The 12,360-nt window shown below is 70.5% G+C and carries 15 protein-coding genes; 7 read left to right on the top strand and 8 right to left on the bottom strand.

All coding sequences use genetic code 11. The features are described 5' to 3' along the window. Positions 1 to 5: 5 nt before the first annotated feature. Positions 6 to 1,610 carry a PucR family transcriptional regulator gene (locus tag QSK05_RS29120; RefSeq protein WP_285600569.1) on the top strand — a complete coding sequence of 535 codons (1,605 nt, stop codon included), beginning with the start codon at positions 6 to 8 and terminating at the stop codon, positions 1,608 to 1,610. A 62-nt stretch (positions 1,611 to 1,672) separates the two neighbouring features. Next, positions 1,673 to 2,026, top strand: coding sequence for a hypothetical protein (locus QSK05_RS29115; protein WP_285600568.1), 354 nt, complete (start codon positions 1,673 to 1,675; stop codon positions 2,024 to 2,026). A 4-nt stretch (positions 2,027 to 2,030) separates the two neighbouring features. Here the strand turns inward: QSK05_RS29115 and QSK05_RS29110 are convergent, their stop codons facing one another. Next, entirely contained in the window at positions 2,031 to 3,887 is a 1,857-nt protein-coding gene (locus QSK05_RS29110) for a hypothetical protein (RefSeq protein ID WP_285600567.1), read from the bottom strand. A 36-nt stretch (positions 3,888 to 3,923) separates the two neighbouring features. Beyond that, the gene (locus tag QSK05_RS29105) at positions 3,924 to 4,343 is read right to left on the bottom strand and encodes a (2Fe-2S) ferredoxin domain-containing protein (protein WP_285600566.1); all 420 of its coding nucleotides are present in this window, start codon (positions 4,341 to 4,343) and stop codon (positions 3,924 to 3,926) included. A 231-nt stretch (positions 4,344 to 4,574) separates the two neighbouring features. Here QSK05_RS29105 and QSK05_RS29100 point away from each other — a divergent pair, with 231 nt between their 5' ends. From QSK05_RS29100 to QSK05_RS29090, 3 genes are all read left to right on the top strand, one after another. Beyond that, positions 4,575 to 5,468, top strand: a complete 894-nt coding sequence (locus QSK05_RS29100; protein ID WP_285600565.1) for a Cof-type HAD-IIB family hydrolase — start codon at positions 4,575 to 4,577, stop codon at positions 5,466 to 5,468. Between the two features lie 3 nt (positions 5,469 to 5,471). Then, positions 5,472 to 6,263 (top strand): sulfite exporter TauE/SafE family protein, encoded by a 792-nt coding sequence (locus tag QSK05_RS29095; protein ID WP_285600564.1) that lies wholly within the window; start codon positions 5,472 to 5,474, stop codon positions 6,261 to 6,263. 63 nt (positions 6,264 to 6,326) lie between these two features. Further along, the gene (locus tag QSK05_RS29090) at positions 6,327 to 7,850 is read left to right on the top strand and encodes an alpha-N-arabinofuranosidase (RefSeq protein WP_285600563.1); all 1,524 of its coding nucleotides are present in this window, start codon (positions 6,327 to 6,329) and stop codon (positions 7,848 to 7,850) included. 3 nt (positions 7,851 to 7,853) lie between these two features. On the opposite strand, the gene QSK05_RS29085 is transcribed toward QSK05_RS29090, so the two are convergent. From QSK05_RS29085 to QSK05_RS29070, 4 genes are read right to left on the bottom strand one after another with little or no spacing between them, the layout of a single operon-like run. Further along, a complete protein-coding gene (locus tag QSK05_RS29085) occupies positions 7,854 to 8,246 on the bottom strand; it encodes a hypothetical protein (protein ID WP_285600562.1) in 393 nt (130 codons plus the stop codon). An 11-nt stretch (positions 8,247 to 8,257) separates the two neighbouring features. Further along, positions 8,258 to 8,641 carry a TetR family transcriptional regulator gene (locus tag QSK05_RS29080; protein WP_285600561.1) on the bottom strand — a complete coding sequence of 128 codons (384 nt, stop codon included), beginning with the start codon at positions 8,639 to 8,641 and terminating at the stop codon, positions 8,258 to 8,260. Between the two features lie 27 nt (positions 8,642 to 8,668). Beyond that, complete coding sequence (locus QSK05_RS29075) at positions 8,669 to 9,019, bottom strand: hypothetical protein (protein WP_285600560.1); 351 nt, start codon at positions 9,017 to 9,019, stop codon at positions 8,669 to 8,671. Then, positions 9,016 to 10,077 (bottom strand): SDR family oxidoreductase, encoded by a 1,062-nt coding sequence (locus QSK05_RS29070; protein ID WP_285600559.1) that lies wholly within the window; start codon positions 10,075 to 10,077, stop codon positions 9,016 to 9,018. Before QSK05_RS29070 ends, QSK05_RS29075 begins: the two co-directional genes overlap by 4 nt. A gap of 115 nt (positions 10,078 to 10,192) precedes the next feature. Between QSK05_RS29070 and QSK05_RS29065 the strand changes: the two genes are divergently transcribed. Beyond that, complete coding sequence (locus QSK05_RS29065; RefSeq protein ID WP_285600558.1) at positions 10,193 to 11,065, top strand: SDR family NAD(P)-dependent oxidoreductase; 873 nt, start codon at positions 10,193 to 10,195, stop codon at positions 11,063 to 11,065. A 207-nt stretch (positions 11,066 to 11,272) separates the two neighbouring features. Here QSK05_RS29065 and QSK05_RS29060 read toward each other — a convergent pair whose 3' ends face one another. Then, positions 11,273 to 11,395, bottom strand: a complete 123-nt coding sequence (locus tag QSK05_RS29060; protein ID WP_285600557.1) for a hypothetical protein — start codon at positions 11,393 to 11,395, stop codon at positions 11,273 to 11,275. Positions 11,396 to 11,428: 33 nt separating this feature from the next. Beyond that, complete coding sequence (locus tag QSK05_RS29055; protein ID WP_285600556.1) at positions 11,429 to 11,632, bottom strand: hypothetical protein; 204 nt, start codon at positions 11,630 to 11,632, stop codon at positions 11,429 to 11,431. Positions 11,633 to 11,664: 32 nt separating this feature from the next. Between QSK05_RS29055 and QSK05_RS29050 the strand changes: the two genes are divergently transcribed. Next, on the top strand, positions 11,665 to 11,925 hold the full coding sequence (locus QSK05_RS29050) for a zinc-binding dehydrogenase (RefSeq protein ID WP_285600555.1): 261 nt from the start codon (positions 11,665 to 11,667) through the stop codon (positions 11,923 to 11,925). The last annotated feature ends 435 nt before the right edge of the window (positions 11,926 to 12,360 follow it).

Genomic DNA, 12,360 nt, shown 5'->3' with positions numbered 1-12,360 from the left:
GCGAGGTGTCCGACCGTGCCCGTGCCAGCCTCGCCCGTGTCCTGGACGACCTGGGCACCACGCTGCTCGATCTGGTGCACCCGGTGGCGGAGCGACCACAGGAGATCGGCGGCGTCGTGATCCACGACCGGCTCGACGAGCCGGTGCTGCCGCCGCACGCCCTGGTGCTCGGTGTCGGTCTGGAGACGGAGGACGACGTGGTGGCCCTGCTCGGGCGGCTGGGCCGCGAGCGCGCGCTGGCCCTGGTGGTGCGCGCTCCGGTCCCGGCCGGCCCGGCGGTGCGGGAGGCGGCCGACCGGGCCGGGATCTGCCTGCTGGGGCTCAGCCGCGGGGTGCCCTGGGCCCACCTGGCCGCGTTGCTGCGGTCGCTGCTGGCCGAGGGCGACGTCGGGGCGGACGGGCCGCAGTCGCTGGGCGGTCTGCCGGCCGGTGACCTGTTCGCGGTGGCCAACGCGATCGCGGCGCTGATGGACGCCCCGGTCACCATCGAGGATCGCAGCTCGCGGGTGCTGGCCTTCTCCGGCCGGCAGAACGAGGCGGACGCCTCCCGGGTGGAGACGGTGCTGGGCCGGCAGGTGCCCGAACCGGTGCGGGAGCTCCTGGCCCGCCGGGGTGTCTTCCGCGACCTGCACCGCTCGCACGATCCGGTGCTGGTCGACCCGGTGACGTTCGCCGGGGTCGTGCAACTGCCGCGGCTGGCGATCGTGGTGCGGGCCGGTGACGAGGTGCTCGGCTCGATCTGGGCCACGGTGACCGGCCCGCTCGGTGAGGCCCGGATCCAGGCGTTCGGTGAGGCCGCGAAACTTGTTGCGTTGCACATGTTGCGGGTGCGGGCCGGGGCGGACGGGCAGCGCCGGATGCGTACCGACCTGCTCAGTACGGCGCTGACCGGGGGAGCCGGGGCAACGGACGCACTGGGCCGGCTCGGGCTGGCCGGGTCACCGCTGTTGGTGCTCGCGGTGGTAGGGGACGACGAACAGGAGCGCCTGGGCGATGCTTTCGCCATGCACCTGAGCGCGGTGCACCCCCGCGCGGTGGCGGCCACGATCGGCGGGGTGACCTACGGGCTGGTGCCGATGCGGCCCGATCAGGTGCCGGGTGCCGACGAGCGCGCCGCCCGCCTGGCCCGCGACTTCCTCGACCGGGTGGGAGAGCGGCTGGGTCCGGTCGCGGCCGTCGGCCCGGTCGCGCCCGACCTGGCGGGCCTGGTGCGTGCGCGCACCGCCACCGACCGTGTCCTGCGGGTGCTGCGGGAGAACCCGCGCGGGCGCCGGGTGGCCGGCCTGGACGAGGTGCAGGCCGAGTCGCTGCTGCTGGAGCTACGCGACCAGGTGGCCGCGCGCGGTGACCGTCCGTCCGGTGCGCTGCTGCGGCTCGCCGAGTACGACCAGACCCACGGCAGCTTCCTGGTCGTCACGCTGCGGGCCTGGCTGGACGCCTTCGGCGACGTGATCGCCGCCGCGGCGTCGGTGCCCGTGCACCCGAACACCTTTCGCTACCGCCTGCGGCGGGTCACCGAACTGGGCGGGATCGACCTGACCGACGCCGAGCAGAGGTTCGCGCTGATGCTGCAACTGCGGGTGCATCGGTTGCCGGAGTCCGGTACCTAGGGGCCGTTCAGCGGTACTTGAGGACGATGTGCGTGAGTTTGCGGATGCCTACTGTTCCGGAGGTGAGACATCGTTCCGATGTCCGTTCCGGTGACTGGGAGATAGGGATCTTGCGCGGTGTGTTCCTCTTCTTCGTGACGCTCTTCGCGGCCGGATGCACCTACGTGCTGTGGGTCATGCTGCTGTTCACGTCCAGCGGCAACTGGTTCAAGGGCGTCAGCGCGCAGTGTCCTGGCAAGGCCCTGGCCGACCCTCCGCTGCGGGAACACAGCTTCCCGATCGTGACGCAGTGCCTCTACGCGGACGGCACCACGCAGAACCTGGTGCCCTGGTTCGTGAATCCGCTGCTCTTCCTGGCGATCGGAGGCGTGGTGCTCCTGCTGGTGAAGACGCTGCGGTTCTGGGGCGGACGCTGACGGATCAGGGAACGGAGCGCAGCCACAGCACCAGCGCCCAGTCCTGATCGTTGGCCAGCGGGTCGGCGGTGTGGGCAGGGCGGCCGTCGACGCAACTGGGCATGACGAAACCGCAGCTGGCCGAGCCGTCGTCGGCGAAGTCGATGGTGTTGGCGCGGAAGATGCCGTCGGCGGCCTGTTCGTCGGCGGGTGTGCGGTGCGGGTTCTGCAGCAGCGCGACGGCGCTCAGCACGCTCCAGTAGTGCGGGAAGGTGTCGCCCCACTGGCGGTTCCGGCCGAACCAGTAGCCGTCCCAGTGCCGGATGCCGATGTCGTGCAGGCGCACGTGGGGCTGGGGGCCACCGAAGGCGCGCAGCCAGCGCAGGGCCGTGGGCAGGGCGGGGCTCTCGGGGGCGGCCAGGGCCAGCAGGCTGACCAGGGGAGCGACCATCGACTGCTCGTAGTTGACCTCGTGCGCGGGCAGGTCGGTGCCCAGACCGGCGAAGTTCAGGGCGTGCCGGCGCAGTTTCTCGCGCAGGGCCTGCGCGCGGGTGCGGTCGGGCAGCCGGTCCAGCAGGTCCGCGACCTGCAGCACGGCCTCGGGGTGCCCGATGAGCAGGTGCTGGTCGGCGCCGAGGTGATAGACGCGCTCGATCAGGGTGGCGGCCAGCTCCAGGTCTTCGGGCTGCCGGTAGAGCACGTACTGGTCAGCGAAAAACCTTGCCATCCAGGGGAAGTTGTAGAGCCGGATCTTCTCCTGCGGGGTGTCGCTGCCCCAGAGCACGTCGTGGTCGGCGGTGATGAGCCGGGCCCGGGCGTAGGCGGCCCAGCCGTGCAGGGCCGCGTCCAGGGTGTCTGCGTCTCCCCAGCCGCGCAGCCGGGCCTGCTGGAGCAGGGAAGGCATGGCCAGGCGCTCGGCGCCGTCGGACCAGTCGGCCCAGGCCGAGGTGGTCTGGGTCAGCCCGGTGTCGTTGTCGAACGGGACGAGCGCGTGGCAGTCGGGGGCGGGTCGCTCCCGGGCGCGCTGGTGCTCCAGCACGAACGCGACGCGCTGCTCGACGATCTCCCGGCGCGGCCGGTGGAACAGCACGGTGGTGCGGGCCGTCCCGGTGTTCACCTCGGTGACCCCGCGCCCAGCCAGCGGTTCCCCGTCGAGGAGGATCGTCGTCCCCTGCTCGGCCGCCAGACGGTCCAGGGTGATCGGGGCGTCGGTCGCGGCCAGGAAGGCGGGCACGTCGTCGTAGAAGCGTACGTCCCACGACAGTTCGTGGCTCTGCCCGGCCGCCAGGGGGATGACGGGCTGCCCGCCGAAGGCGCCGGGATGGCGGCCGTGGTCGGTGGGGTGCAGCACCAGGTGCCCACGGATGTTCGAGAACGTCAGGTGGTTGCGCGATTCCACCGAGTAGGCGCACAGCGCACCGGTGCGCACGACCAGGCCCAGCACCGGGCCCTCTCCCGACATCGGCTGGGCCAGCACCCAGGCCCACTCCCCACCCGTCCAGACGTGCGCGTGGCAGGCCGAGGTGAGCGCGGCGGTGGCGGACTCGTACACATCACGCAGGGGCACCACGATGCCCAGGGTGGTGACGTCGAGGGAAACCGCACCCGTGTTCGTCCACCGATACGTCTCGGTGAGGCTCTCCGTCGTCGCCACCCGGTCGACGTCCACCCGCAGGCTGCTCGTGACCGCACCGCTGCCCCGCCACCGCCCGGACCCCGCGCTGGTGATCGCGAACCCGCTGCCCCAGCGGTGCTCGGCGGTGTGCCAGCGATCGCGGCCCTCCTGCAGCACGAACGGGTGCTCGGGCAGCGCCGGGTGGTGGAAGCGGGCGGGGTGACCGTCATCGGTGAAGGTGACGAACGGCGCGGCGGTGTCACTCATGGGCAGATTCTTCACCCCGGTGCCGACAGGACTGTCTCAGCCCTCGAGTTCGTGCCGGACGCGGCGTGAGGGCTGGAAGAGGTACAGGTCGATGACGCCGGGAGGGTCGGCCAGGCCGGGGCCCCCGTTGTCGACCCAGGCGGTGATGTCGGCGGCCGCGTCCGGATCGTTGACGTGGCCGAGCCAGACCGGGCGACCACCGGCCCGGCGACCCTCGGCGGACGGCTGGATGACCATGACGTTGGCCTCGTCACAGGCATCCAGGCAGGACGTGCGCCGGATGCGCGCGACGCCCTGCAGCGCCCGGTGCAGGCTGGTGAACTGCGCCTCATGGTCCAGATGAGGAATCTTGGCGGGGGAGCCACAACAGCAGCCCCGGCAGATCGTGACCGTGCAGCGCCCGGCATCGTCTGATCTTTCGGGGGTGGTGCGGGCACGGCGGGCACTTCTACTCATGTCTACTCACTGTCCACTCACTGTCCACTCACGTGGTCTCCGGTCAGGCGGTGTTCTGGGCGGGAGGAACGAAACGGCCATGATGGCGCAGCCGGCGCGGTGACGGGACTCACGTCCGGGACCACCGCGAGGAGGGCTCCGGACACGTTCACCGGGCAACTAGTTTGGGTCGTCCAGCCTTTTGCCGTCGTACCCCATGCCAGTCCCAGGCCAGCAGTACCAAGGAGTGAAGTGTCGAGCACCGCCGGATCCGTCCCCTCGTCCCCGATCCTGGAGGCCGACATCCGGTCCGGGATGGAAGCCCTCGACCTGCGGCTGGTGGTCGCGGACATGGACGGGACGCTGCTGGACGGCACCGGGAGCATCCCGGCGGGTTTCTGGCCACTGCTGGAGCAGATGCACGAGCGGGGCATCGTCTTCGTCCCCGCCAGCGGCCGCCAGTACGCGACGCTGGCGCACCTCTTCGAGCGGGCCCCGGCGGACATGCCGTTCGTGGCCGAGAACGGCACGTACGTGGTGCAGGAGGGCGTCGAGCTCGCCTCGACCACCCTGGACGCGGCGGTCGTGCAGGACGCGGTCTCGCTCCTGCGGGACCTGGTGGCCGGTGAGCTGGACGTGAAGCTGGACCTGGGCGTGGTGCTGTGCGGGAAGCGCTCGGCGTACGTCGAGCGCACCGACGAGCCGTTCGTGGGTGAGGTGCGCAAGTACTACGCCGCGCTGGAGATCGTCGACGACCTTCTCGCCGTGGACGATCAGATGCTGAAGATCGCGGTCTTCGACTTCGGCGACGCCGAGACCGGGGCCGGGCCCCAGCTGGAGCGGTTCCGCCAGAGCCAGCAGGTCGTGGTGTCGAACGAGCACTGGGTCGACGTGATGGCCGCCGGCGTCAACAAGGGTGACGCGGTCCGGCGCCTGCAGGACCGGCTCGGGGTGACCCGCGAGCAGACCGTGGTGTTCGGGGACTACCTCAACGACCTGGAGATGCTCGACGCCGCCCGCTGGTCGTTCGCGATGGCCAACGCCCACCCCGAGGTGCTGGCCCGGGCCGCGGCCGTGGCGCCCTCCAACACCGAGAACGGCGTGCTCACCACGCTGGGCTCGCTGCTGGCCGACGGCCGGATCTGACCGGTGTTCTTCCCTCCCGAGCTCGGGCTGCCCGCCCTGGCCCTCCTGTTGCTTGCCGCGTTCGCCGCGGGCTGGATCGATGCCGTCGTCGGGGGCGGCGGCCTGCTCCAGCTGCCGGCGCTGCTGCTGGTGCCCGGTCTGACCCCGGTGCAGGTCCTGGCGACGAACAAGCTGGGGTCGGTCTTCGGTACCGCCACCAGCGCGCTGACCTACTACCGGCGCGCCCGCCCCGATCTGCGGACCGCCCTGCCGATGGCCGCGGTCGCCCTGGTCGGCAGCTTCGCCGGGGCGTCCATCGCCTCGTCGCTGCCCGTGGCCGTCTTCAAGCCCGTCATCGTGGTGGCACTGGTCGTGGTGGCCGCACTGACCCTGGCCCGCCCGGCCCTGGGACAGGCCACCGCGCTGCGGTATGCGGGGCACGCCCACTACCGCGCTGCGGTCGCGGTCGGGCTGGCCATCGGCGTCTACGACGGGGTGCTCGGCCCGGGCACCGGCACCTTCCTGGTGATGGCCATGGTCAGCCTGATCGGCTACGACTTCCTGCAGGCCAGCGCCAAGGCCAAGATCGTCAACTTCGCCACCAACATCGGTGCGCTGTTGTTCTTCGCGCCCAGCGGTGCCGTGGTCTGGGGCCTGGGCCTGATGCTCGGTGTGGCGAACCTGAGCGGTAGCTACCTGGGCGCCCGGATGGCCATCTCCAGCGGCACCAAGTTCATCCGGGTCGTTTTCCTGGTCGTGGTCCTGGCCCTGATCGTCAAGGTGAGTCACGACGTGTGGGTGGAGAACCTGAGCTGAACCCGCACGGACGAACCGGGCATTCCTTGACATTGCCCGGCGGCCCGTTGATCGTTGAGGCCCATGAGTACGGGACCCGCGCGCGTCGTCATCAATCTGGATCTACCCGGGCCGACGATCAGCCGCCACCTGTACGGCCACTTCGCCGAGCACCTGGGCCGGTGCATCTACGGCGGACTGTGGGTGGGGGAGGACTCGCCCCTGCCCAACACCGGCGGCATCCGCAGCGACGTGGTGGAGGCCCTGAAGGCGCTGCACATTCCCAACCTGCGCTGGCCCGGCGGGTGTTTCGCCGACGACTACCACTGGCGCGACGGCATCGGGCCCCGGGAGACCCGTCCCCGGATGGTGAACTCGCACTGGGGCGACGTGATCGAGGACAACTCCTTCGGCACCCACGAGTTCATGGCCCTGTGCGAACTGCTCGGCGCCCAGCCGTACGTCAGCGGCAACGTGGGGTCCGGCACGGTGCGCGAGATGTCGGAGTGGATCGAGTATCTGACCCGCGGCGACGACTCCCCGATGGCCGGCCTGCGCCGCCGGAACGGCCGCGACGAGCCCTGGACGGTGCCGTTCTGGGGCCTGGGCAACGAGGGCTGGGGCTGCGGTGGCAACCTGCGCGGGGACGCCTTCGCCGACCTGGCCCGGCAGTACGCGACCTATGTGCGCGATCACGGCGACAACACGGTCTACCGGATCGCGGCCGGCGCCAACGCGGACGACTACGCCTGGACCGAGTCGCTGATGAAAGCCCTCGGCCCGGTGGAGAAGACCAGCACCCCGGTGTTCCAGGCCGTGTCGTTCCACTACTACACGATGAGCGGCGACTGGCAGGACAAGGGCGAGGCCACGAGCTTCACCGAGGACGAGTACTACCGCACCATCGCCCAGGCCCACCGGGTCGAGGAACTGCTCACCCGGCACAGCACGGTGATGGACCGCCGGGACCCGCACCGCCGCATCGGGCTCGTCCTCGACGAATGGGGCACGTGGTGGAACGTCGAGGAGGGCACGAACCCCGGCTTCCTTTACCAGCAGAACACGTTACGCGATGCCCTGGTCGCGAGCCTGCACTTCGACGCGTTCCACCGCCACGCCGACCGGCTGGTGATGGCGAACATCGCGCAGACGGTCAACGTGCTCCAGGCGATGATCCTCACCGACCCGGACACCGGCGCCCTCGTCCTCACCCCGACCTACCACGTGTTCGAGATGAACACCGGCCACCACGACGCCGCCGCCCTGACCGCCCACGTCCTCGACGACCAGACCCGCGACAGCGACGGCCTGACGGTGCCCCTGCTGTCCGCGTCCGCGTCCACCACCGGCGACACCGCTCTGGTGAGCCTGTCGAATCTGGATGCCGGGCAGGCCCGTTCGGTCGTGCTCGACCTGCGCGGCCGCGAGATGCGGGAACACCGCGCCCGCATCCTGACCGCCCCCACCCTGCAGTCGCACAACAGTCCCGAGACCCCGGAAGCCGTGCGACCGCGTCCTCACGAAGCGCTCACCCCGCACCCCCGCGGCCTGCTCGTCGACCTGCCGGCCCACTCGTACGTGACGGTGTCGCTGACCCTGGGGGCGTGAATCTCAGCCTTGGGGGCGGCTGTTGAGTGCCCCCTCGATCAGTCGCACGGCCTGTTCCGGGTCGTCGACCTCGACGATCAGCCGGCGGAAGTACTGACCGGACAGGGAGATGACGACGGCCTTCTCCGCCTTGGCGACGTCCCAGAACACGCGCTCGCCGCCCTGACGGAACGTGCCCCCGAGGTAGCGGCCGTAGAAGTTGGTGCCGACCACCCGGCGCCCCGGCCACTCGTGGGTCTTGCGCAGACCGCTCCAGCCGGTGGACATGTCCGGGTCCAGGGTGGCCCCGCGGACGTCGGCCAGGGAGTAGGTGAGGCGGCCGCGGAACGTCGCCAGCTTCCGGATGCCGCGTAGAGTGACCACGAGACAATCATTCTCGATGCTGATCAGTGCCATGTCAGGCTCCTTCAGGCAGTTTCGGGAGAGATGCCGGCCCGTTCGACCAGGCGCCCGTAGACCTGGGCGGCCACCGGCCGCCCCGACGCCTTCAGGTGATCGATCGCCCGGTTCGCGAGCGCGGCCACCCGGGGATCGTCCGCGGCCCGTTCGCGCAGGGCCACCACGAGCAGGTCGATGAGCAGGCCGGTGTCGGAGGCGTTGTTCAGTGCCTCTTCGAAACTGGCCCGGAAGAGCTCGGACTTGCTGTCGAAGGCGCCGTACAGGCTTCCGCGCAGCAGACCGGTCGCCGCCACGAGGTGGGTGACGGACGTGCCCTGATAGCCCCGGTCGGCGAACTCACCGGCGGCCTGGTGCAGGGCCTGTGCGCGATCGAACTTCGGTACTCCGGCCATGCCTCCACGATATTCATGATTGAACGGTCAGTCAAGAATGTTGCGGACCTGTCCGTTGAGCGTCCCGGTGCCCAGGGCGGTGGCGACCCCGGCGCTGGCGAGCGCGGCCCGCCGGTAGCCGGGGGCCAGGCCGGGCAGGCCGGCCAGGGCGAGCATGCTGGCGGCGTGCAGGCCGTCGACCCGCGCGGCCCAGGGCGCCACCCGGGCGGGAGCCAGCCCGAGGGCGGCCGCCTGCACCAGGTGGCGGGCGCCGAGCACCCGGGCGGTGAGCACCAGGCCGGGCAGGGCCGGGTCGGCGCCGACGCCACGCAGCACGGTCTGCGGCGTGCACATCAGCGCTGCGCCGAACCCGGCGCCCAGCAGAGCCTGGGTTCTCACGAGCGGGCCTTGCTGACCAGGGCGCCGGCCTTCTTGGACAGGCTGTCGCCGTAGCCGATCAGGCTGGCTCCAAGCCCGCTGACGGCCGGGCCGAGCTTCGAGGTGACCGGGCCGACCCGGTGGGCCACCCACTGCTGCTTGCTGAAGGTCCGGGCCTGGTCGTCGAAGATGCCGTGCGAACCGAAGTCTTTGCCGCCCTCGCCGTCGGCGGGCTCCCACAGGTTCGAGGGCTGGTCGGGCGGACGCGGGTCGCTGGTCTGCTGCGACGAGAACCCGGTGCGGGCCAGGTAACGGTCGAGCACGGCGGGGATCACGGCGTTGCCGAGAATGGTTTTCGCGGAGCCGGTTCCGACCCAGTACTCACGGCGCTGGGGGTGGTCGGCGGCGTACAGCACGGCGCGCGCGGCGACCTCCGGCTGGTAGATCGGGGCCACCGGCTGGGCCTGCTTCGGCAGTCGCGACAGCACCCAGGAGAACTGCGGGGTGTTCACGGCGGGCATCTGCACCATCGTGGTGTTGATACCGCTGCCCTCGTGCATGAGCTCGATGCGCAACGACTCGTGGAAGCCCTGGATGGCGTGCTTGGCGCCGCAATAGGCGCTCTGCAGGGGGATTCCGCGGTAGGCCAGGGCCGAGCCGATCTGGATGACCGTGCCCCGGTCGCGCGGGCGCATGAGCCGCAGGGCTGCCTGGGTGCCGTAGACGAAGCCCAGATAGGAGACCTCGGTGATGCGCCGGAACTCGTCGGCGCTGATCTCGCTGAACGGCGCGAACACCGACGAGAACGCCGAGTTCACCCAGATGTCGATGGGCCCGAGCTCGGCCTGCGCCCGGTCGGCGGCGCGCTGCACGGCTTCGGCGTCGGCCACGTCGACGCTGATCGTCAGGGCCTGCCCGCCGGCCGCACGCACCTCGGCGGCGGCCCCGTCCAGCCCGGCCTGTCCCCGGGCCAGCAACGCCACCTTGGCCCCGCGCTCGGCGAAGGCCACCGCGGTGGCCCGGCCGATTCCTGCGCTGGCTCCGGTAATGACGACTACTTGACCTGCCTCGGCTGACATTTCGGGTGACGTTTCGGCTGACATGAAGATCAGTCAGACAGCCACCCGGCGCGTCTGCAACTCGAGGGGGTTGGGTCGAATCGCCGTCCTCGGCGTTCCTTGTCACCCTGACCTGGTGAACTCCCCCCAGACAGCTCCCGTCGTCCTGATCACCGGGGCCAGCGGCGGTATCGGTGGCGCGGTCGCGCTGGCCTATGCCGGGCGCGGCGCCCGGCTCGTGCTCACCGCCCGCTCGGCCGGCAAGCTCGAGGAGCTGGCGAAGGCCTGCGAGCAGGCCGGCGGTCAGGCCGTCACCCGCATCACCGATGTCAGCGACGCGGCCGCGGTGCGCGATGCGATCGACGCGGCGGTGCGGGAGTTCGGGGGCCTCGACGTGGTGGTGCACACGGCTGCGGTCGTTGCTTACGGACGACTGTCACAGGTCCCGGAGCAGGTGTGGGACCGCGTGGTGGACGTGGGGGTGCGGGGCACGGCGAACGTCGCCCGCGAGAGTCTGCGGGTGTTCGAGCCCGCCGGGCACGGCAGTCTGGTGATCATCGGCTCGGTGCTAGGGCAGATCACGGCGCCACGGATGGGTGCGTACGCCACCTCGAAGTGGGCGGTGCACGGCCTGGCCCGCACCCTGCAGCAGGAGGCCCGGCGGACCCCCGGCGTGCACGTGGCGCTGGTCTCGCCCGGCGGCATCGACACCCGTATCTACCGGATGGCCGCCACCTACGTCGGCCGGGCCGGCTCCCCGCCCCCGCCGGTGCTCAGCCCCGAGGCCGTCGCCCGCAAGGTGCTGCGCACGGTGGACAAGCAGCGCCGCGGTGGCGCCGTGGGCCCGCTGAACCCGCTCATGCGTGTCGGTTTCACGGCCGTACCGTGGGTGTACGACGTGCTGGTCGGCCCGCTGTTCAACCTCCTGGCCCTGGCCCGTAAGCCGAGCCCGGAGAGCGAGGGCAATGTGTTCCGTTCGTCCGAGGACGTGGAGAGGGGCCGGGCGTAAGTGGTGGATCGGGCGTGACCGGAGACAGGGCGTAAACGGTGGGCCGGGCGTTACCGATGGGCTGGGCGTTACCGATGGGCCGGGCGTAACTGGTGGATCGGGCGTTCCTCCGTGAGGCGGCCGGACGATTCCGGTCCCGCGCAGTTCCTCTTCACCCCGGGTGACGAGGGTGTTCGGCCTCCTGTGGCTGCCCCGTCCGGCCGGCGCCTACGCCGGGTACGTCACCGCGCTCTCGCGCCAGTTCGCCCGGAAACCGGCCATGATCGACCACGGCCGGGCCACCGGTCTGCCGCCGGCCGGGCCGACCGCCTGGCAGGTCCTGCCCGACATCGTCGAAGTCCTTCCTGGACAGCGTATTCTCATTCACGCGGCCGGGGGAGGGTCGGTCACCGGGCCCTCCAGATCGCGAAACACCTCGGTGCGTATGTCATCGGAACGACCGGCACAGCCAAGCACGACTGGCGGCGCGGACTCCGGGCCGATGAACTCAACGACCACCGCACGACGGCCTTCGAACGGGCCGCGAAAGACATCGACGTCGTCCTCGATCTTGTCGGAACGGTCCATCCGGAAAAAGCTTTACGGTCCCTGGAGGTGCTGTGCCCCGGTGGTCTCATCGTCGGGGTCGCCCCGGCCGGTCCCCGGGATTCGCTGAACGTGCTCGGGCCGCGTCGGTACGGGTGGCACCGGAACCCTTGGTCGAACCGGACGGACACGGGCTCGCCGAGTTGGCGGCGCTGGTCGACAGCGCCCGACTGCAGATCCGGGTTGAGCACGTCTTCCCCCAGGCCGAAGCGGTCCGCGCCCATGCCCAGGCCGAGGCGAGTGCCATCGGCAAGACCGTCCTGTGCTTCTCCTGACCGCCCTTCCGGTAAAGGGTTTCATTGTCGTTGTCGGGGGGGGTTCGGTTTTGGCGGATGCTCCGTAGGTGGAGGCGCGCTGCTGGCGGTCTCTCAGGATCAGACCCGAGAAGATCTAACCACTCACTCAGCATTGACCAAAAAGGTTTACGAGAAAGCATTATTAGGCTTCACGGATTACCGGTTTCCCATGCTTCACTCGGGTTGTGGTGGGTCCTGCCTACGCAAAAGTGGCGTAGACTAGGGACACCTGTTCGAACCACGAGTGCGGGGGCGCGGTCATGGGAGTGGGTGTTCTGCTGTCGGCGTGGCCGGATGTCGATCTGGCGGCCATGTCTGCTCTTGAGCTGCTTCAGGCTGTTGAAAATTGTTCCTGTTCGAACGGTTCGGAGACGTTTCTTCTGGGTTCCGTGGCTGCCGCCGAGAGAATCAAGC

Source organism: Kineosporia sp. NBRC 101731 (assembly GCF_030269305.1).
Taxonomy (GTDB): Bacteria; Actinomycetota; Actinomycetes; order Actinomycetales; family Kineosporiaceae; genus Kineosporia.
This window is presented reverse-complemented; position numbering and strand designations above follow the sequence as displayed.